Origin of the sequence: Klebsiella sp. CN_Kp097 (genome assembly GCF_040064495.1) — a bacterium.
GTDB classification, from domain to species: Bacteria; Pseudomonadota; Gammaproteobacteria; order Enterobacterales; family Enterobacteriaceae; genus Klebsiella; species Klebsiella aerogenes.
On record NZ_JBEAIL010000005.1, the window covers coordinates 218,147 to 236,591 of the forward strand.

Annotated in this window: 13 protein-coding genes and 1 pseudogene; 4 read left to right on the forward strand and 10 right to left on the reverse strand. The window is 55.5% G+C overall.

The window, feature by feature from the left end; translation table 11 throughout:
* Positions 1-58: 58 nt before the first annotated feature.
* The 4 genes from ABLV07_RS07725 to pncB all read right to left on the reverse strand — a co-directional run bounded on the left by ABLV07_RS07725 (position 59) and on the right by pncB (position 5,875).
* Positions 59-1,249 carry an amino acid aminotransferase gene (locus tag ABLV07_RS07725; protein WP_032711298.1) on the reverse strand — a complete coding sequence of 397 codons (1,191 nt, stop codon included), beginning with the start codon at positions 1,247-1,249 and terminating at the stop codon, positions 59-61.
* A gap of 186 nt (positions 1,250-1,435) precedes the next feature.
* Positions 1,436-2,515 (reverse strand): porin OmpK35, encoded by a 1,080-nt coding sequence (gene ompK35 / locus ABLV07_RS07730; RefSeq protein ID WP_015367453.1) that lies wholly within the window; start codon positions 2,513-2,515, stop codon positions 1,436-1,438.
* A gap of 592 nt (positions 2,516-3,107) precedes the next feature.
* Positions 3,108-4,508: an asparagine--tRNA ligase gene (asnS, locus tag ABLV07_RS07735; RefSeq protein ID WP_015367451.1), complete on the reverse strand. Its 1,401-nt coding sequence runs from the start codon at positions 4,506-4,508 to the stop codon at positions 3,108-3,110.
* A 164-nt stretch (positions 4,509-4,672) separates the two neighbouring features.
* The gene (pncB, locus tag ABLV07_RS07740; protein WP_026612359.1) at positions 4,673-5,875 is read right to left on the reverse strand and encodes a nicotinate phosphoribosyltransferase; all 1,203 of its coding nucleotides are present in this window, start codon (positions 5,873-5,875) and stop codon (positions 4,673-4,675) included.
* Positions 5,876-6,202: 327 nt separating this feature from the next.
* On the opposite strand from pncB, the gene pepN reads away from it, so the two are divergent.
* Positions 6,203-8,818, forward strand: coding sequence for an aminopeptidase N (gene pepN, locus ABLV07_RS07745; protein WP_045362319.1), 2,616 nt, complete (start codon positions 6,203-6,205; stop codon positions 8,816-8,818).
* Positions 8,819-8,915: 97 nt separating this feature from the next.
* Here the strand turns inward: pepN and ssuB are convergent, their stop codons facing one another.
* The 5 genes and pseudogenes from ssuB to ssuE all read right to left on the reverse strand — a co-directional run bounded on the left by ssuB (position 8,916) and on the right by ssuE (position 13,160).
* Positions 8,916-9,689 carry an aliphatic sulfonates ABC transporter ATP-binding protein gene (ssuB, locus tag ABLV07_RS07750; protein WP_032707697.1) on the reverse strand — a complete coding sequence of 258 codons (774 nt, stop codon included), beginning with the start codon at positions 9,687-9,689 and terminating at the stop codon, positions 8,916-8,918.
* On the reverse strand, positions 9,686-10,477 hold the full coding sequence (gene ssuC, locus ABLV07_RS07755) for an aliphatic sulfonate ABC transporter permease SsuC (RefSeq protein WP_015367447.1): 792 nt from the start codon (positions 10,475-10,477) through the stop codon (positions 9,686-9,688). The genes ssuB and ssuC overlap by 4 nt, the downstream gene beginning before the upstream one ends.
* 10 nt (positions 10,478-10,487) lie before the next feature.
* On the reverse strand, positions 10,488-11,633 hold the full coding sequence (gene ssuD / locus ABLV07_RS07760) for an FMNH2-dependent alkanesulfonate monooxygenase (RefSeq protein ID WP_015367446.1): 1,146 nt from the start codon (positions 11,631-11,633) through the stop codon (positions 10,488-10,490).
* Positions 11,593-12,592: pseudogene (locus ABLV07_RS07765) on the reverse strand (sulfonate ABC transporter substrate-binding protein). Before ABLV07_RS07765 ends, ssuD begins: the two are co-directional and overlap by 41 nt.
* Positions 12,585-13,160, reverse strand: coding sequence for an NADPH-dependent FMN reductase (ssuE, locus tag ABLV07_RS07770; protein ID WP_015704899.1), 576 nt, complete (start codon positions 13,158-13,160; stop codon positions 12,585-12,587). Before ssuE ends, ABLV07_RS07765 begins: the two are co-directional and overlap by 8 nt.
* Positions 13,161-13,408: 248 nt before the next feature.
* Here ssuE and pyrD point away from each other — a divergent pair, with 248 nt between their 5' ends.
* Together pyrD and zapC are read left to right on the forward strand one after the other, a co-directional pair.
* Positions 13,409-14,419 carry a quinone-dependent dihydroorotate dehydrogenase gene (gene pyrD / locus ABLV07_RS07775; RefSeq protein ID WP_015704900.1) on the forward strand — a complete coding sequence of 337 codons (1,011 nt, stop codon included), beginning with the start codon at positions 13,409-13,411 and terminating at the stop codon, positions 14,417-14,419.
* A gap of 169 nt (positions 14,420-14,588) precedes the next feature.
* Positions 14,589-15,131, forward strand: a complete 543-nt coding sequence (zapC, locus tag ABLV07_RS07780) for a cell division protein ZapC (protein ID WP_015367442.1) — start codon at positions 14,589-14,591, stop codon at positions 15,129-15,131.
* Here zapC and ABLV07_RS07785 read toward each other — a convergent pair.
* Positions 15,128-16,237: a YcbX family protein gene (locus ABLV07_RS07785; RefSeq protein ID WP_032711299.1), complete on the reverse strand. Its 1,110-nt coding sequence runs from the start codon at positions 16,235-16,237 to the stop codon at positions 15,128-15,130. The two genes, zapC and ABLV07_RS07785, sit on opposite strands and share 4 nt — an antisense overlap.
* Positions 16,238-16,335: 98 nt before the next feature.
* On the opposite strand from ABLV07_RS07785, the gene rlmKL reads away from it, so the two are divergent.
* On the forward strand, positions 16,336-18,441 hold the full coding sequence (gene rlmKL, locus ABLV07_RS07790) for a bifunctional 23S rRNA (guanine(2069)-N(7))-methyltransferase RlmK/23S rRNA (guanine(2445)-N(2))-methyltransferase RlmL (protein WP_015367440.1): 2,106 nt from the start codon (positions 16,336-16,338) through the stop codon (positions 18,439-18,441).
* The last annotated feature ends 4 nt before the right edge of the window (positions 18,442-18,445 follow it).

The window sequence follows — 18,445 nt, forward strand, 5'->3', positions numbered from 1 at the left end:
TCAAAGAAATAAAAAAGGCCGCGTCTGCGGCCTTTTTCTTATGCGTCACGGCTGAAAATTACAGCACCGCGACAATGGCTTCGCACAGCGGCGACATGTTATCAGGCGTCATGCCGGCAACGTTGATACGCCCGGATGCGACCGCATAAATAGCGAACTCTTCACGCAGACGAAGTACTTGCTCTTTGGTCAGGCCGCTAAATGAGAACATCCCATTCTGTTTGGTGATGAAGGTAAAGTCGCGGCTGGCGCCTTTTTCCTGCAGGGTATTCACAAACAGTAAGCGCATGCGCTGAATACGCTGGCGCATATCGGTGAGCTCTTGTTCCCAGATGGCGCGCAGCGCGTCGTTGCTGAGAATCGTCGCCACCACGGAGGCGCCGTGCGCCGGCGGGTTAGAGTAGTTGGCGCGGATCACCGCTTTCATCTGGCTAAACGCGCGATCGACGGTGTCTTGATCGGCGGCAACCAGCGTACAGGCGCCAACGCGCTCGTTATACAGGCCGAAGTTTTTCGAGTAAGAACTGGCGACCAGCAACTCTTTATGCAGAGCGGCAAACGCGCGCAGGCCTTCAGCGTCTTCTTCCAGACCGCGGGCGAAGCCCTGGTAGGCGAAGTCAAACAGCGGCAGCCAGCCTTTTTCAGCAGACATTTGCGCCAGCTGTTGCCACTGTTCCAGCGTCGGATCGATGCCGGTTGGGTTGTGGCAGCAGCCGTGGAACAGTACGACATCACCCGCTTGCGCCTCGTTCAGGCTGGCCAGCAAGCCGTCGAAATCAAGCTGGTGGTTGGCGGCATCATAATAAGCATATTCGCGCACTTCCAGCCCGGCGGCGCCGAAAACGCTTTTATGGTTTGGCCAGCTTGGATTGCTTACCCATACCCGTTTAACGTCGGTGTTTTTGGCAAGGAAATCAGCCGCAACGCGCAGGCCGCCGGTGCCGCCTGGGGTCTGGGCGGTACGGGCGCGCTTATCGCTGATAATTGCGCTTCCTTTACCGAACAGCAGCTCCTGAGTGCAGCGACCAAACTCCGGAATACCATCAATACCGAGGTAGTTTTTGGTGGTTTCATTTTCCAGCAGATATTGCTCGGCTTTTTTTACGCTGGTCAGAACAGGCGTTTTACCTGTCTCATCTTTGTAAACACCAATTCCGAGGTTAATTTTGCCTGGGCGGTCATCGGCACGAAACAGATCGGCCAGGCCCAGAATAGGGTCGGCAGGGGCGGCTGTAATGTTCTCAAACATGACGAGGTTCCATTGTGATTACTGAGGGAAATCCGCTATCAGGGTAACGGTAGATTTACAAATTGCCAACCGTTTGCGACAAAAAGCGAGAAGGTTTTTGCAAGTTACGATCTTCGTCTTAGTAACGCAGAAAAGCAGGACCGAAGTCCTGCTTTTTAGGCATATCACGAAGGGGTGTACTACAGATTAGAACTGGTAAACGATACCAACCGCAGCCTGGTCGTCGGTGGCTACGCCAGCTGCGCGAGTGTAGGCATTATCATCCAGTTGGTTGAACTTGTACGCCGCGTACACGTTCATGTTTTTGTTGAAGTAGTACCAGGTACCCAGTTCTACGTATTTAACCAGGTCCGCATCGCCGCCGCCGAAGCCACCGCGAGCCTGCAGGTTTTTACCTTTAGTCTGCACGTAGCCCAGGGACGGACGCAGACCGAAATCGAACTGGTACTGAACTACGGCTTCGAAGTTCTGAGTTTTGCCCGCGAAGTGGTCATCTTCTTCCGGCGTCATGTTGTAAGTCTGGGAGTACATAACTGCGGCATAGATGTTGTTAGCATCGTACTTGGCAGAGGTTGCCCATGCTTCAGCTTTGTCACCGTTGCCGTCACGTTTCTGGTCAACGCTACGGTTGGAGTTAGCGTAACCTGCAGACAGCGCGATACCGTTATCAAACGCGTAGGTTGCCGCGGTGCTGAAACCGTCGCCATTCTGTTTGCGAATTGAGCGGTCGTGATCGTTTTTACCCTGATACTGCAGCGCGAAGCTCAGGCCGTCCACCAGACCGAAGAAGTCTGAGTTACGGTAGGTGGCCACGCCGTTGGTACGGCCGGTCATGAAGTTATCGGTGTAGTTCCAGCCGTCGCCGCCCCACTCAACCAGCATATCGGTTGCGGATTCAACGTCGTAGATGGCGCCGTAGTTACGGCCGTAATCGAATGAACCGTATTCACCCGCTTTCAGACCGGCGAAAGCCAGACGGGTTTTGGTGGTCTGGGAACCTTCAACGTTGGACGCATCCATGTTGTATTCCCACTGGCCGTAACCGATCAACTGGTCGTTGATCTGGGTTTCGCCTTTCAGGCCGATACGGGCATAGGTGGTGTCGTCGCTGCTGGTGTCACCATTGGTGGTCCAGACATGTTCGCCAACCATTTTTCCGTAGAAATCCAGTTTGTTACCATTTTTGTTATAGATTTCCGCAGCGTTGGCCGCACCGGCTACCAGCAGGGCAGGGATCACCACTGCCAGAATATTGCGCTTCATCATTATTTATTACCCTCATTAATATTTTTTATATGACACTTGCCACCGCCAGCAATAATTTCCGTCAATGAAAATTTACAGAACTATTGAAGATAGTTTGGTGTCTGAAGGCATCTTTCCATCGGTAGTGCCGTTTCGCTAGCCGGAAAATGCTACCAATATCGTAAAATAGTTACTAAAAGAAAAAACATGTAACCAAATATGTATTTTTTGGAACTTTGTGAACTCAATCAAAATTCCGTTCCACTTTGCGAAGATTGTCACCTTCTCATATATATCTATATGAATTAGTTATGAATATTTTCGCTAAAGACAGATTTGATTATTTTTTGGCTCAATTCGGTCCCTTTTTTGTTCAGGCGCTATTTTTGCATAACGTGCGCAGAATGATTAAAAAATAATCAAATCAATCAGTGTATTCACTTGTGTCTTAACATAAGGTGCGAAATCTACGTACGAAGGGTAAGGAAATAGTGAGTAACATAATTACGAATTGTGAAGGTTGATGTTTAAGTTTGTTGAAATTCGTTCACGAAAATTGACATAAAAAAAGGCCGGCTTGCGCCGACCTTGTCCGTGTTTTAGCGAAACGCGATTAGAATGTGGCGTTACGTGGCGTACGTGGGAAAGGAATCACGTCGCGAACGTTCTGTACGCCGGTTACGTAGGCGATAAGACGCTCGAAGCCCAGACCGAAGCCAGAATGCGGTACGGTGCCGTAACGACGCAGGTCGCGATACCACCAGTAATCTTCTTTATTCAGACCCATTTCGGCCATACGCGCGTCCAGCACGTCGAGACGCTCTTCACGCTGGGACCCGCCGATGATTTCGCCGATGCCCGGCGCCAGAACGTCCATTGCGGCGACGGTCTTACCGTCTTCGTTAAGGCGCATGTAGAACGCCTTAATGTCTTTCGGATAGTTTTTCACGACCACCGGCGCTTTGAAGTGCTCTTCGGCCAGATAACGCTCATGCTCGGAGGAGAGATCCACGCCCCAATACACCGGGTTCTCAAACTGCTTGCCGCAGTTTTCCAGGATAGTGACGGCGTCGGTGTAATCAACCTGGGCGAAATCAGCAGAGACAAAACGCTGCAGACGGTCGATGGCGTCTTTATCTACGCGCTCGGCGAAGAACTTCATGTCATCCGCACGCTCTTCCAGCACCGCCTTGAAGACGTACTTCAGCATGGCTTCCGCCAGACCGGCAACATCGTTGAGGCTGGCGAAGGCTACCTCTGGCTCCAGCATCCAGAACTCCGCCAGGTGGCGGCTGGTGTTGGAGTTTTCGGCGCGGAAGGTTGGGCCGAAGGTATAGATTTTGGACAATGCGCAGGCATAGGTCTCACCGTTCAACTGACCGGAAACGGTCAGGAACGACTCTTTACCGAAGAAGTCTTTATCGAAGTCGACTTTACCCTGGTCGTTACGCGGCAGGTTTTCCAGATCCAGCGTCGATACGCGGAACATTTCACCGGCGCCTTCGGTATCGGAAGCGGTGATCAGCGGGGTGGATACCCAGAAGAAACCCTGTTCGTCGAAGAAACGGTGCAGCGCCTGCGCCAGGGTGTGACGTACGCGCGCTACCGCGCCAATCAGGTTGGTGCGCGGACGCAGGTGCGCCACTTCACGCAGATATTCGATGCTGTGGCGCTTCGCCGCCATCGGGTAGGTGTCCGGATCCTCAACCCAGCCGGTGACTTCCACATTGGAGGCCTGGATTTCAAAGCTCTGTCCCTGACCCTGGGAGGCCACGACTTTACCGGTGACGATAACCGAGCAGCCGGTGGTCAGGCGCAACACTTCCTGATTGTAATTGGGCAGAGAATTATTAATAACGGCCTGTACAGGATCAAAGCAGGAACCGTCATAGACGGCGAGGAAAGAAAAGCCAGCTTTAGAATCTCGGCGGGTACGCACCCATCCGCGCACGGTGACTTCGCTGTCAACGGCAACGCGGCCCTGGAGTACGTCGGCTACAGGCACAACGCTCATAATATTCTCTCTATATAGTCCAATAAAAAAGTCTCTTCCCCTGCAACGGGGGGATATCTATGTTACCTGTCATCTTCCATCAGACAAGCAGAATTCGCATCATAAAGGGATAATTTGATAATAATTAATAAAGAGAAAGGAGCCTGCCAGGCTCCTTGTTGAAATTAACTCGCCTTTTTAATCGGCGGCAGGTCAAACGCCTCGCGCAGGGCGCGGACGAACGCCTTATCATGGCAGATGGTTTTACCCGGGCTGTCGGAGAGTTTCGCCACCGGCTTGCCGTTACATTCTACTAGTTTTATCACGATATTTAGCGGTTTTACCTGTGGGATGTCGCAGGTTAACCGGGTGCCGATACCGAAGCTGAGCTTCACCCGCGAGGAGAAGTGGCGATACAGATCGACCGCTTTGCCGAGGTCGAGGTTATCGGAGAACACCAGCACTTTACTCATCGGGTCGATACCCAATTTCTGATAATGGGCGATTGCTTTCTCGCCCCACTCCAGCGGATCCCCGGAGTCATGGCGTAGCCCCTGATAGCGGGTGGCGAATTCAGGACCGAAATCACGCAGGAAAGCGTCCATGGTGATGCAGTCGGTCAGGGCAATACCCAGCTGATCCGGATATTCCGCCAGCCAGGCGGCAAGCGCCGCGCGTTGGCTGCTGGCCAGGTTTGGACTGATCTGCTGGTGGGCCTGGAACCATTCGTGCGCCTGGGTACCCATCGGGGTTAAATTCAATCGGCGGGCCAGATCGTAGTTGCTGGTGCCGACAAACCACGGCTCCTGCTGCAAGCGCTGCACGATAGCCTGCTGTACTTCGCGGGAGAAGCGGCGGCGGGTGCCAAAATCCATCAGGCGGAATGCCGACATATCGATGTCGGCGGTCATGTCGGCGAAGTCGGCAAGCTTATGTTCGAGCGTCTCCAGCGCCAGGCCGACGCTGATTTCCGGCGAACGGTAGTGGTGCACCAGTTCGCTGATGACCGCCAGCAGCGGCACTTCCCACATGATCACTTCGCGCCACGGCCCGGTGAGGCGAATATTCAGCTTACCATGATCGTTGATGACGGTGACCTGGCTTGGGTCGTAACGGAAGTCGCGCAGCCAGGCGAGATAGTCCTGCGAGAAGAACGGCAGGGTGGACAGCCAGCGATACTCATCGTCCTGCAGCTTCAGGTCGCGCATGGTTTCAACCTGCTCGCGAATCGCGTCGGCATAGATGCCGAGCAGGTCGTCTCCGCGGCAGCGGAACTCTGCCGCCACCTCCACATCATAGTAGCGGTGGAAGACGGCCTGCTGCATATGCAGCTTATAGGCATCCGTATCAAGCAGCGAGTGCAGTACAGGAGAAGTGAATTGTGTCATGGTGCGCAGTAGCATCCTCTCACTGGGGCGTTCCATTCAAGCCAAAGCAGAAAAAAGAGGCGGAGTATACCTTTAATACCCGGTGCTGTCCTGCTGCGATGGCTCGACGGTAACGCTGACGGTCATTTGCGAGGCCTAGTTTAATATATTGAACACGGATCACACCACAAGCTTTGCGCCGGGTCGAGCGCATTTCGTGCCTCATGTGTTATCAATATGTAGCGATTTTCGTGTTGAACATTGAAAAGATGAAGATTCTGCATAGCGCGATCTGCGCAACAGGAATAGACTGGAGCCGATACTTTACAGACACGCTAAAGGTTTTTTATGACACAACAGCCCCAAGCCAAATACCGCCACGACTACCGTGCGCCGGATTATCTGATTAGCGATATTGATTTGACCTTTGACCTGGATGCCGCGAAAACCGTTGTCACGGCCGAGAGTAAGGTTTCCCGTCACGCGGCTGCGTCTGATGTGCCATTGCGTCTGGATGGCGAAGACCTGACCCTGATTTCACTGCAGGTGAATGGCCAGCCGTGGAACGACTATAAAGAAGAAAATAATCAGCTGGTGATTGGCGGTTTGCCGGACAGCTTCACTCTGACTATCGTCAACGAAATTAGCCCGGCGGCGAACACCGCGCTGGAAGGCCTGTATCAGTCAGGCGAAGCGCTATGTACCCAGTGCGAAGCAGAAGGTTTCCGTCACATTACCTGGTACCTCGACCGCCCGGATGTGCTGGCGCGCTTCACCACCAAAATCATTGCCGATAAAGCGAAATATCCGTTCCTGCTCTCCAACGGCAACCGCGTCGCGCAGGGCGAGCTGGACAATGGCCGTCACTGGATCCAGTGGCAGGATCCGTTCCCAAAACCCTGTTACCTGTTCGCGCTGGTGGCCGGCGATTTCGACGTGCTGCGTGACACCTTCACCACCCGCTCCGGGCGTGAAGTCGCGCTTGAGCTGTACGTTGACCGCGGCAACCTCGACCGCGCGCCGTGGGCGATGACCTCGCTGAAGAATTCAATGAAGTGGGATGAAACCCGTTTCGGTCTCGAATATGACCTCGACATCTATATGATCGTCGCCGTCGACTTCTTCAATATGGGGGCGATGGAGAACAAAGGCCTCAACGTCTTTAACTCTAAATACGTGCTGGCCCGTACCGATACCGCGACCGATAAAGATTACCTCGATATTGAGCGCGTCATTGGTCACGAATATTTCCATAACTGGACCGGCAACCGCGTGACCTGTCGCGACTGGTTCCAGCTCAGCCTGAAAGAAGGGCTGACCGTATTCCGCGATCAGGAATTCAGTTCCGACCTCGGCTCGCGCGCGGTGAACCGCATCAACAACGTTCGTACCATGCGTGGTCTGCAGTTTGCTGAAGACGCCAGCCCGATGGCGCACCCGATCCGTCCGGATATGGTTATTGAGATGAACAACTTCTACACCCTGACGGTATACGAAAAGGGCGCGGAAGTGATCCGTATGCTGCACACCCTGCTCGGCGAAGCCAATTTCCAGAAAGGGATGCAATTGTACTTTGAGCGCCACGACGGCAGCGCCGCCACCTGCGATGATTTCGTGCAGGCGATGGAAGATGCTTCGAACGTCGATCTGTCGCATTTCCGTCGCTGGTACAGCCAGTCCGGCACGCCGGTCGTTACCGTGCATGACGACTATAACCCGGAAACCGAGCAGTACACCCTGACTATCAGCCAGCGTACGCCGCCGACCGCGGAACAGGCCGACAAGCAGCCACTGCACATCCCGTTTAGTATCGAGCTGTACGATAACGAAGGCAAAGCGATCCCGCTGCAGAAGGGCGGCCATCCGGTGCACCACGTGTTGAATGTCACCCAGGCGGAACAGACGTTCGTCTTTGATAACGTTTACTTCCAGCCGGTACCGGCGCTGCTGTGTGAATTCTCCGCGCCGGTCAAACTTGAATATAAGTGGAGCGACCAGCAGTTGACGTTCCTGATGCGCCACGCGCGTAACGACTTCTCGCGTTGGGATGCCGCGCAGAGCCTGCTGGCGACCTACATCAAGCTCAACGTTAACCGTCATCAGCAGGGGCAGCCGCTGTCGCTGCCGATCCACGTCGCTGACGCTTTCCGCGCGATCCTGCTCGACGAGAAGATCGATCCGGCGCTGGCGGCGGAAATTTTAACGCTGCCGTCGGCCAACGAAATCGCCGAACTGTTCACCATCATCGATCCGATTGCCATCGCGGCGGTGCGCGAAGCGCTGACCCGTACGCTGGCGAAAGAACTGGCCGATGAGCTGCTGGTGGTTTACAACGCCAACAAGCTCGACAGCTATCGCGTAGACCATGCCGATATCGGTAAACGTTCCCTGCGCAATACCTGCCTGCGCTATCTGGCTTTTGGCGATGTTGAACTGGCAGATAAGCTGGTGCAAGCCCAGTATCATCATGCTGACAACATGACCGACGCGTTGGCTGCGCTGTCGTCGGCGGTGGCGGCGGAGTTGCCGTGCCGTGATGCATTGATGCAGGAGTATGACGATAAGTGGCACCAGGACGGCCTGGTGATGGACAAGTGGTTCATCCTGCAGTCCACCAGCCCGGCGGCCAATGTGGTTGAGACGGTACGCGGCTTGCTCAAGCACCGTTCATTCACGATGAGTAACCCGAACCGCGTACGTTCGCTGATCGGCGCCTTCGCGAGTAGCAACCCGGCGGCGTTCCACGCCGAAGACGGCAGCGGTTACCAGTTCCTGGTGGAAATGCTGACCGAGCTCAATAGCCGCAACCCGCAGGTGGCGTCGCGTCTGATTGAGCCGCTGATTCGTCTAAAACGCTACGATGAGAAACGTCAGGCCAAGATGCGTGCGGCGCTGGAACAGCTGAAAGGGCTGGAGAATCTCTCCGGCGATCTGTTCGAGAAGATCGGCAAAGCGCTGGCGTAACGGCCGCAAAATCCCCGGTGGCGCTCTCGCTGACCGGGGCTACAGCGCTGTGCGATTTGGTAGCCCGGCCGAGCGAAGCGCGGGCCGGGAACGTCAGTTAGCCATGACTAAACAAACGCGGCGCACGCTCGCTGTCGCCGCGCTTCATCACCCGATCGAGTACCTGCGCTTCCAGTTCCGCCAGCTTCGCCGAGCCGAACCGCCGCGGACGTGGAATATCCACGCTCAAATCGAGGCCAATTTTCTTTTCTTCTATTAACAGCACCCGGTCGGCCATCGCCACCGCTTCACTCACATCATGAGTTACCAGCAACACGGTAAAGCCGTGTTCTTGCCAGAGCGAAACAATCAATTCCTGCATTTCCAGACGGGTGAGGGCGTCAAGCGCTCCCAGCGGTTCATCCAGCAGCAGCAGACGCGGGCGATGGATCAGCGCGCGGGCCAGCGCAACACGCTGTTTTTGCCCGCCGGAGAGGGCCGCCGGCCACTCATCGGCTCTCTCTTCCAGCCCGACGCTGGCCAGCGCCTGGCGGGCGGCATCGCGCCACTGGCCCTTCAGCCCAAGTCCAACGTTGTCGATAACCGTCTTCCACGGCAGCAACCGCGCGTCCTGGAACATCATACGCGTATCATCCTGAATCTGCGCAAGCGGCGTCGCGCCTGCCAGTAGTTCGCCGCCGTTGGGTTTTTCCAGCCCGGCCAGCAGGCGCAGCAGGGTGCTTTTACCGCCGCCGCTGCGACCGACCACCGCGACAAATTGCCCGGTAGGAATATGTAAATCCAGCTCATTGAGAATGACATTGTCGCCGTAGCGTTTGCTGACTCCATTGAGTAACAGCGGGATCCCGGGATTAAGACGAGCAGTATTCATGCGTTAGCCTCCTGAAGACGGTACGCCGGGTTCCAGCGTAGCCACACGCGTTCCAGCAGTTGCGCGCTAAAATCGGCGAGCTTGCCGAGAATGGCGTAAAGAATAATGGCGACCACCACCACGTCAGTTTGCAGAAACTCGCGGGCGTTCATAGCCAGGTAGCCGATTCCGGCATTCGCGGAGATGGTCTCAGCGACGATAAGCGTCAGCCACATCAATCCGAGGGCGAAGCGAATGCCGACCATAATCGAGGGCAAGGCGCCGGGAAGGATCACGTGGCGGAAGAGGGCGAATCCTGATAAGCCATAGCTACGCGCCATTTCCACCAGACCGCGATCGATATTGCGGATACCGTGCCAGGTATTGATGTAAATCGGAAACATCGTCCCCAGCGCGACAAGAAATATTTTGGCGCTTTCGTCAATACCAAACCACAAAATCACCAATGGGATTAGCGCCAGATGCGGTACATTGCGCAGCATCTGGATGGACGTATCCAGCAGGCGTTCGCCCCAACGCGAGAGCCCGCTAATGAGCCCGAGCGTCAGGCCGATGGAGCCGCCAATGGCGAAGCCAAGTAAGGCGCGCCAGGAACTGATCGCCAGGTGTTGCCACAGTTCGCCGCTGGCCGAGAGCGTCCAGAAGGCTTTCAATACCCCCTCCGGAGAGGGGAGAATACGGGTTGAGAGCCAGCCTACCGATGACGCCAATTGCCAGATCAGCACGGTGCCCACCGGTAAAAACCAGGGGGCGAGGCGTAACAGAAGTTTCTGCGAAGAAGCTGCCATAGTTCGCTCCCTAACTTTGCGCCGCTTTACGCGGGATAAATTCATTCGCTACCGCTTCGCCCTGCAGACGCAGGTTTTGCGGCTGAGGGATCGTCGGGACGTTGACATCAAGCAGTGGGAACAGCAGTTCGCCGACTCTCCAGGCTTCCTCAAGGTGCGGGTAGCCGGAGAAGATAAAACTGTCGATGCCAAGTTCAGCGTATTCATTAATACGTTCAGCGACGGTTGCCGCATCGCCAACCAGCGCGGTACCCGCGCCGCCGCGCGCCAGCCCGACCCCGGCCCACAGGTTCGGGCTGATTTCCAGCTTGTCGCGACGGCCGTTGTGCAGCGCCGCCATGCGATGTTGGCCAACAGAATCGGTTTGCGCGAAGGCGGCCTGCGCGCGGGCGATGGTCTCGTCATCCAGATGGGAGATTAAGCTTTCCGCCGCTTGCCATGCCTCTTCATTGGTTTCGCGAACGATGACGTGCAAACGAATACCAAAGCGGACGCTGCGGCCGAGGCGCGCGGCTTTCTCACGCACCTGGGCGATTTTTTCCGCCACCTGCGCCGGCGGTTCGCCCCAGGTCAGGTAGAGGTCGACCTGTTCGGCGGCCAGATCCTGTGCAACGTCCGAGGAGCCGCCAAAGTAGAGCGGCGGTCGCGGCTGTTGCTGCGGCGGGAAGAGCAGTTTCGCCCCGCGCACGTGCTGGTGCTTGCCGTGGAAAGTCACGGTTTCACCTTCCATCAGTTTGCGCCAGATGTGGGTGAACTCGGCGGAGGCTTCGTAGCGTTCGGTGTGGTCGAGGAATACGCCATCGCCGGCTAATTCATTTGGATCGCTGCCGGTGACCAGATTGAACAAGGCCCGACCATTAGAGAGCCGGTCAAGCGTGGCAGCCTGGCGCGCGGCGACGGTGGGGGATACCACGCTTGGGCGCAGCGCGACAAGAAACTTCAGCCGTTGGGTGACGGGGATCATTGAAGCGGCAACCAGCCAGGCATCTTCGCACGAGCGTCCGGTAGGAATGAGTACGCCGGTGAAGCCGAGCCGGTCGGCGGCCTGGGCGATTTGCTGCAGATAACTGTAATCTACCGGGCGCGCGCCTTCATCGGTGCCCAGATAGCGGCCGTCACCGTGGGTGGGTAAGAACCAGAACATATTCAGACTCATGATTTCGCTCCTTGTGCGGGGGCAGGCTGCCAGATACGGTTTTGAATAGTGATTTTTTTCGGTACCAGCTTGTTCTCATAGAACAGATCGGCGGTTTGCTGTTGGCGAGCGGCCGTTTCAGCGCTTACCGGCGATATCGCAGTTGGCGGACGATGGTCGAGATAGCTGGCTATCACCGCTTCGGGTAGCCCCATCGTTTTGGCCAACAGGGCAATACTTTGCTGGCGATGGCTGATGGTCAGGGCATCCGCCTGGCTAAAGGTCGCCAGCACCCCTTCGATAAAGGCGCCGTTCTTTTCGGCATAAGGACGGGCGGCAAGATAGAACGAACCGGTTTGCTTCAGGTCGCTCCCATCTTTCAGTACCCGTACCCCGCCTTGCAGCAGCGCCGCAGAGTAATAGGGATCCCAGATAGCCCAGGCATCAACATTACCCTGCTGAAAAGCGGCGCGGGCATCGGCGGGGGCAAGATACACCGGCTGGATATCGCTGAATTTCAGCCCTGCCTGCTGCAGAGCGCGCAGCAGCAGATTGTGCGAGCTTGAGCCCTTCTGGAACGCCACCTTACGGCCTTTCAGTTCAGCCACGCTGTTGATTGGGCTGTTATCGGCGACCAGAATCACTTCCGCTTTCGGTTTCGCCGGCTCAGCGCCGATATAGACCAGATCGGCGCCGGCAGCCTGAGCGAAAATCGGTGGGATATCGCCGGTGCTGCCGATATCGATACTGCCGACGTTCAGCGCTTCCAGCATTTGCGGCCCGGCGGGAAACTCAACCCACGAAATCTTAGTTTGCGGATAGCGCTGCTCCAGCAGCTGATGGCTCTTCGCCAGCACCATACTGACGCTGCCTTTCTGGTAGCCGATGCGTAACGCTTCCGGCGCCTGCGGGGCCGCATGCGTAATAAAGGAAAGCGCGAGTAGCCCGCCGAGGGTCAGGGCACGCAGAGGATTAAGCATGCTCAACCCCCTGTAAGGTCTTTAGCCCCGGGATGCGGCTATTGCGGCGATTCAGCGCCTGCCAGAAGGTCTCCAGCGCCTGGTCGAGACGGTTTTGCAGATTCGGTGTGAACTGCGGTTTATGTTGATAATCGGTGACCTGGCTGTCATCGGCGAATACGCCATGGAGGATCTCCTGCGCTTTGAGAGCATTAAGCACCGGCTTCAGGGCGTAATCGACCGCCAGCATATGGGCGATGGTGCCGCCTGTCGCCAGCGGCAGGACAATTTTGCCTTCCAGAGCGCGTTCGGGGAGCAAATCCAGTAGCGTCTTCAGTGCGCCGGAAAAAGAGGCTTTATAGACGGGGGTGGCGATAATCAGGCCATCAGCGCCGGCCAGTTGTTCATTTAAGGTATGTAGCGCGGGGTTATCGAAGCGGGCGTAAAGCAGATCTTCGGGATCAAAATTCTGTAAATGCCAGTGATAGACTTCGATGTCGGCCGCGGTAAGTTTCTCTCTGGTGTACTCCAGCAATGCGCTTGAGCGAGAAGGGTAGCGGGGGCTGCCCGCGAGTGTAATAACGCGCATACTCTCTCCTTATAACCAAATGTTTGCATTTATCTATAATTGATAACATTTTGTGGCAGTGTGACAGAGGGCGTTTATTTCCCTAAATGATTTTTCCGGGGTTAAATTGCCAAAATGCGCATAACAGGCCGCAGAGAAGTAAACGTTTGCGTTGGACGCGTGATTTTTTGTCGCAGGTCAATTCCCTTTCGGGCGCGGATCGAACATAATACGCCCCCGGTTTGCACACCGGGAATCCAGGAGAGTTCATGTACTATCCCTTCGTTCGTAAAGCTCTTTTTCAGCTCGATCCTGAGCGCGCTCATGAAGTAACCTTCCAACAATTACGCCGCGTCACCGGCACGCCGCTGGAAATGCTGGTTCGACAAAAAGTACCGTCGAAACCCGTTACCTGCATGGGGCTCACTTTCAAGAATCCGCTGGGGCTGGCGGCCGGGCTTGATAAAAACGGCGAGTGCATTGATGCGCTCGGTGCGATGGGCTTCGGCTCAATCGAAATTGGTACCGTGACTCCGCGTCCGCAGCCGGGCAATGACAAGCCGAGGATCTTCCGTCTCGTCGATGCCGAAGGTTTGATCAACCGCATGGGCTTTAATAACCACGGCGTTGATAACCTGGTCGAGAATGTGAAAAAAGCGCATTTTGACGGCGTGCTGGGGATTAATATCGGTAAAAATAAAGATACCCCGGTTGAACAGGGTAAAGATGATTATCTGATTTGTATGGAAAAAGTCTATCCATACGCTGGATATATCGCCATTAATATCTCCTCGCCGAATACCCCAGGGTTACGTACTCTGCAATATGGTGAAGCGCTGGATGATTTACTCAGCGGTATTAAAAATAAGCAGCTCGAACTTCAACAGAAACATCAAAAATATGTTCCTGTGGCGGTGAAGATCGCCCCGGATCTTTCTGTCGAAGAATTGATCCAGGTAGCCGACAGCTTAGTCCGCCATAATATTGATGGCGTCATTGCTACCAATACCACCCTCGATCGTTCACTGGTCCAGGGGATGAAGCATTGTGATGAAACCGGTGGGTTGAGTGGTCGTCCATTACAATTAAAAAGCACCGAGATTATTCGTATGCTGGCCACGGAATTAAATGATCGTTTGCCCATTATCGGAGTTGGCGGTATTGACTCGGTGATTGCCGCTCGTGAAAAGCTGGCTGCTGGCGCCACACTGGTGCAGATTTATTCCGGGTTTATTTTTAAAGGGCCACCGCTGATTAAAGAAATTGTTACACACATCTAATCTTTTCCCCTTCTGAATCTTCCCCAGGGCTTTATTTCCGGCCCTGGTTGTTTTATATTCCTTCATTGTTGCTTATTTAGACATTTTAGTCTTTTCTTAATTTTAGAAATTATTCTGTAGCAGGATGCCATTGCTTTGCAGAAGGAAGTGGAAGAGGACGGGGGTAGAAATGCGGATTAAACCTGACGATAACTGGCGTTGGTATTACGACGAAGAGCATGACCGCATGATGCTCGATCTGGCCAATGGTATGTTATTTCGCTCACGTTTCGCCCGGCGCATGTTAACGCCTGACGCTTTCGCACCGTCGGGATTTTGCGTCGATGACGCGGCGCTCTATTTTTCTTTTGAAGAAAAATGCCGCGATATTGAATTAAACAAAGAGCAGCGTGCCGAATTAGTATTAAATGCCTTAACCGCGATCCGTTTTCTGAAACCGCAGATGCCGAAGAGCTGGCATTTCACTACTCACCAGCAGAACTGGCAGCCGACCAGCGGCGACGCCGCCAGCGTGTGGATCAGCGATACCGGCGAGCAGGTCAATTTGCTGGTGGTCGAACCGGGTGAAAACGCCACGCTTTGCTTGCTGGCGCAACCGGGATTGACTCTGGCAGGGCGGGTGATGCAGTTAGGCGATGTGATTAAAATTATGAACGACAGACTGCAGCCGGCGCAGAGCGCGGCCAGCTACAGCCTGGGGCAGGCGGTTTAAGGCGCCAGGCGCAGCGCGGTTTTCGGTACGCAGCTGCAGCATAAAATGGTGCCATCCGCGGCGACCGCATTTTTCTTTAACGGACTCACTTCACCCTCTTCCAGGCGGATACGACAACTGCCGCAGATCCCGGCGCGGCAGGAATAAGGGATACGAATGCCCTGTTGTTCCAGTTGCTCCAGCAGCACCTGCTGGTTATTGCCAGTGAACTGTTGCCCTTGCCACTCAATCTCAACCGTCGCGTTTGGCTGCGCATCGGCCGTCAGAGTATCGTCGCTATCGCCAGCGCCATAGACTTTCGCCGGGCCGCGCGTCAGCACTTCCACCTCATCACCCACGCGGATAACGCCGCTGTTGCGGGCGATCAGATTCTGGCCAAAATCGACATCGCCATTATCCTGCGCGGTACGAAAACGCTTTAACGTCTCCAGCGGCTCGCCGGACGGATGTTTTTGCCCACGCTCCGGGCTGACGGTGGTGAAAATGCAGCGGCTGCAGGGTTTGGCGACGTCAAATACCACCTCGCCGATGCGAATGACTTTCCAGCTATCTTCATCCCACGCCGCGGCGCCGGTGACCACCAGATTAGGGCGAAACTGTTCTATGCTTACGCTGGCAGGGCAACGTTGCTGCAGATCGCGAAGCGAGGCTTCATTGGCGAGCAGGTAGGGATAACCATCGGCGAAGGAGAGCGGCACCGCGTCGTGGCGTTTTACTCGCCGGGTTAGCTGCGGCCCGAGCCAGCGCAGTTGGACGTCGCGGTTGAAGAAGCCGCTGAGCCACTGGTTGATGGCGGCTGGCGCGATTAAGGCGGTGAAATGGTTGCCCCACACCTCCGTCGGCTCGCCCTGGGGAGCGAAATCATCAAAGCGCACCAGCGCGCTGCTGCCATCCGGCGCGGTCAAGTGCAGGCCGTCATGAAGCGGCGAAGGCAGGAATTTCACCATCTGCGGAAACTGGCGTGCGGTAATAAACGTACCGTCGGTTTCGGTCAGCATAAAGATGCGGTCGAAGGCCATGCCGCTAATATCGGCAAAGGCATGGGTGACGCCAATTCCGCGCATGGATTTGACAGGATGAATAAAAAGTTTCGATAGCGTTACCATACGCTGCCCCTGGGTTCAAAAATAAGCCTTTAACTTTATGACATAGGGCACATATTGGCTATAATGCGCACCAATTTTCTTTAAGTAAAAGTGACGATATGAAATCTCTGTTTGCCAGCACGGCTCGTGGTCTTGAAGAGCTGTTAAAAACTGAACTGGAAGGACTTGGTGCCACGGCGTGCCAGGTCGTCCAGGGCGGGGTTCATTTTCAGGGAGATACGCGCCTGCTGTATCAAAGCCTGATGTGGAGCCGGCTGGCCTCGCGCATCATGCTGCCGCTGGGCGAGTGCAGCGTGTATAGCGATCTGGATCTCTACCTGGGGGTTCAATCGATTCCGTGGACGGAGATCTTTACCACTGACGCCACCTTTGCGGTGCATTTTAGCGGCCTCAATGAGGAAATCCGCAACAGTCAGTATGGCGCATTAAAAGTCAAAGACGCTATCGTCGATAGCTTCACGCGTAAAAATCTGCCGCGTCCGAATGTCGATCGTGAGAATCCCGATCTGCGTATCAACGTCTGGCTGAACAAAGAAACGGCGCATATTTCACTGGATCTAAGCGGCGAAGGTCTGCATCTGCGCGGCTACCGTGATGGCACCGGCATGGCGCCGATCAAAGAAAACCTCGCGGCGGCAATCGTCATGCGCTCCGGCTGGGTGGCGGGAACGCCGCTGCTCGATCCGATGTGCGGTTCCGGCACGTTGCTGATTGAAGCGGCGATGCTGGCGACCGATCGTGCGCCGGGCCTGCACCGCGGCCACTGGGGCTTCGGCGGATGGGCGCAACACGATGACGCTATCTGGAAAGAGGTGAAAGCCGAGGCGCAAACGCGCGCTCGCCAGGGGCTGGCCGCTTATGAATCGCGCTTCTACGGCTCAGACGTCGACGAGCGCGTGATTGAACGCGCGCGCCGCAACGCCCGCCGCGCCGGTATTGGCGAGCTTATCAATTTCGAAGTAAAAGACGTCGCGCAGCTCAATAATCCGCTGCCGAAAGGCCCGTATGGCACCGTTATCAGTAACCCGCCATACGGCGAGCGCCTGGAAAGCGAACCGGCGCTGATTGCCCTGCACAGCCTGCTGGGACGGATTATGAAAAACCAGTTTGGCGGCTGGAACCTGTCGGTCTTCAGCGCCTCGCCGGAATTGCTGAGCTGCCTGCAGCTGCGAGCCGATAAACAGTTTAAAGCCAAAAACGGCCCGCTGGACTGCGTACAGAAGAACTATCATCTGGCGGAAAGCGAAGGCGGCAAGCCGGCGATGCTGGCGGAAGATTTTGCTAACCGCTTACGTAAAAACCTGAAGAAGTTTGAAAAGTGGGCGCGTCAGGAAGGCATTGAATGCTATCGCCTGTACGATGCCGATTTGCCGGAATATAACGTAGCTATCGACCGCTACGGCGAGTGGGTGGTGGTGCAGGAGTACGCGCCGCCGAAAACCATCGATGCGCACAAAGCGCGCCAGCGTCTGTTCGATATTATCGCCGCGACTATCGCGGTGTTAGGGATTGCGCCGAATAAACTGGTGCTGAAGACCCGCGAGCGGCAAAAGGGTAAAAATCAGTACCAGAAGATGGCGGAGAAGGGCGACTTTATCGAGGTACAGGAGTATAACGCGCGTCTGTGGGTTAACCTTACCGACTATCTCGACACCGGTCTGTTCCTTGACCACCGTATCGCCCGTCGTATGCTCGGCCAGATGAGCAAGGGTAAGGATTTCCTTAACCTGTTCTCCTATACCGGCAGCGCCAGCGTTCACGCCGGTCTGGGCGGCGCGCGCTCAACTACGACTGTCGATATGTCACGCACCTATCTGGAATGGGCGGAACGCAACCTGCGTCTCAATGGTTTAACCGGCCGTGCGCATCGCCTGATGCAGGCGGACGTGCTGGGTTGGCTGCGGGAAAGCACCGAGCAGTTCGATCTGATCTTTATCGATCCGCCGACCTTCTCCAACTCCAAACGAATGGAAGATGCCTTTGATGTGCAGCGCGATCATATCCGTCTGATGACCGATCTAAAACGTCTGCTGCGTAAAGGCGGCACGATTATGTTCTCGAATAACAAACGCGGTTTCCGTATGGATCATGACGGGCTGGCGGCACTTGGCCTGAAGGCGCAAGAAATTTCGCAAAAAACGCTGTCGCAGGATTTTGCCCGCAACCGTCAGATCCACAACTGCTGGCTGATTACCGCGGCCTGAAAGG

Coding starts and splice junctions, on each gene's coding strand:
- ABLV07_RS07725 (WP_032711298.1), bottom strand. CDS start 1,249: ATGTTTGAGAACATTACAGCCGCCCCTGCCGACCCTATTCTGGGCCTG.
- ompK35 (WP_015367453.1), bottom strand. CDS start 2,515: ATGATGAAGCGCAATATTCTGGCAGTGGTGATCCCTGCCCTGCTGGTA.
- asnS (WP_015367451.1), bottom strand. CDS start 4,508: ATGAGCGTTGTGCCTGTAGCCGACGTACTCCAGGGCCGCGTTGCCGTT.
- pncB (WP_026612359.1), bottom strand. CDS start 5,875: ATGACACAATTCACTTCTCCTGTACTGCACTCGCTGCTTGATACGGAT.
- pepN (WP_045362319.1), top strand. CDS start 6,203: ATGACACAACAGCCCCAAGCCAAATACCGCCACGACTACCGTGCGCCG.
- ssuB (WP_032707697.1), bottom strand. CDS start 9,689: ATGAATACTGCTCGTCTTAATCCCGGGATCCCGCTGTTACTCAATGGA.
- ssuC (WP_015367447.1), bottom strand. CDS start 10,477: ATGGCAGCTTCTTCGCAGAAACTTCTGTTACGCCTCGCCCCCTGGTTT.
- ssuD (WP_015367446.1), bottom strand. CDS start 11,633: ATGAGTCTGAATATGTTCTGGTTCTTACCCACCCACGGTGACGGCCGC.
- ssuE (WP_015704899.1), bottom strand. CDS start 13,160: ATGCGCGTTATTACACTCGCGGGCAGCCCCCGCTACCCTTCTCGCTCA.
- pyrD (WP_015704900.1), top strand. CDS start 13,409: ATGTACTATCCCTTCGTTCGTAAAGCTCTTTTTCAGCTCGATCCTGAG.
- zapC (WP_015367442.1), top strand. CDS start 14,589: ATGCGGATTAAACCTGACGATAACTGGCGTTGGTATTACGACGAAGAG.
- ABLV07_RS07785 (WP_032711299.1), bottom strand. CDS start 16,237: ATGGTAACGCTATCGAAACTTTTTATTCATCCTGTCAAATCCATGCGC.
- rlmKL (WP_015367440.1), top strand. CDS start 16,336: ATGAAATCTCTGTTTGCCAGCACGGCTCGTGGTCTTGAAGAGCTGTTA.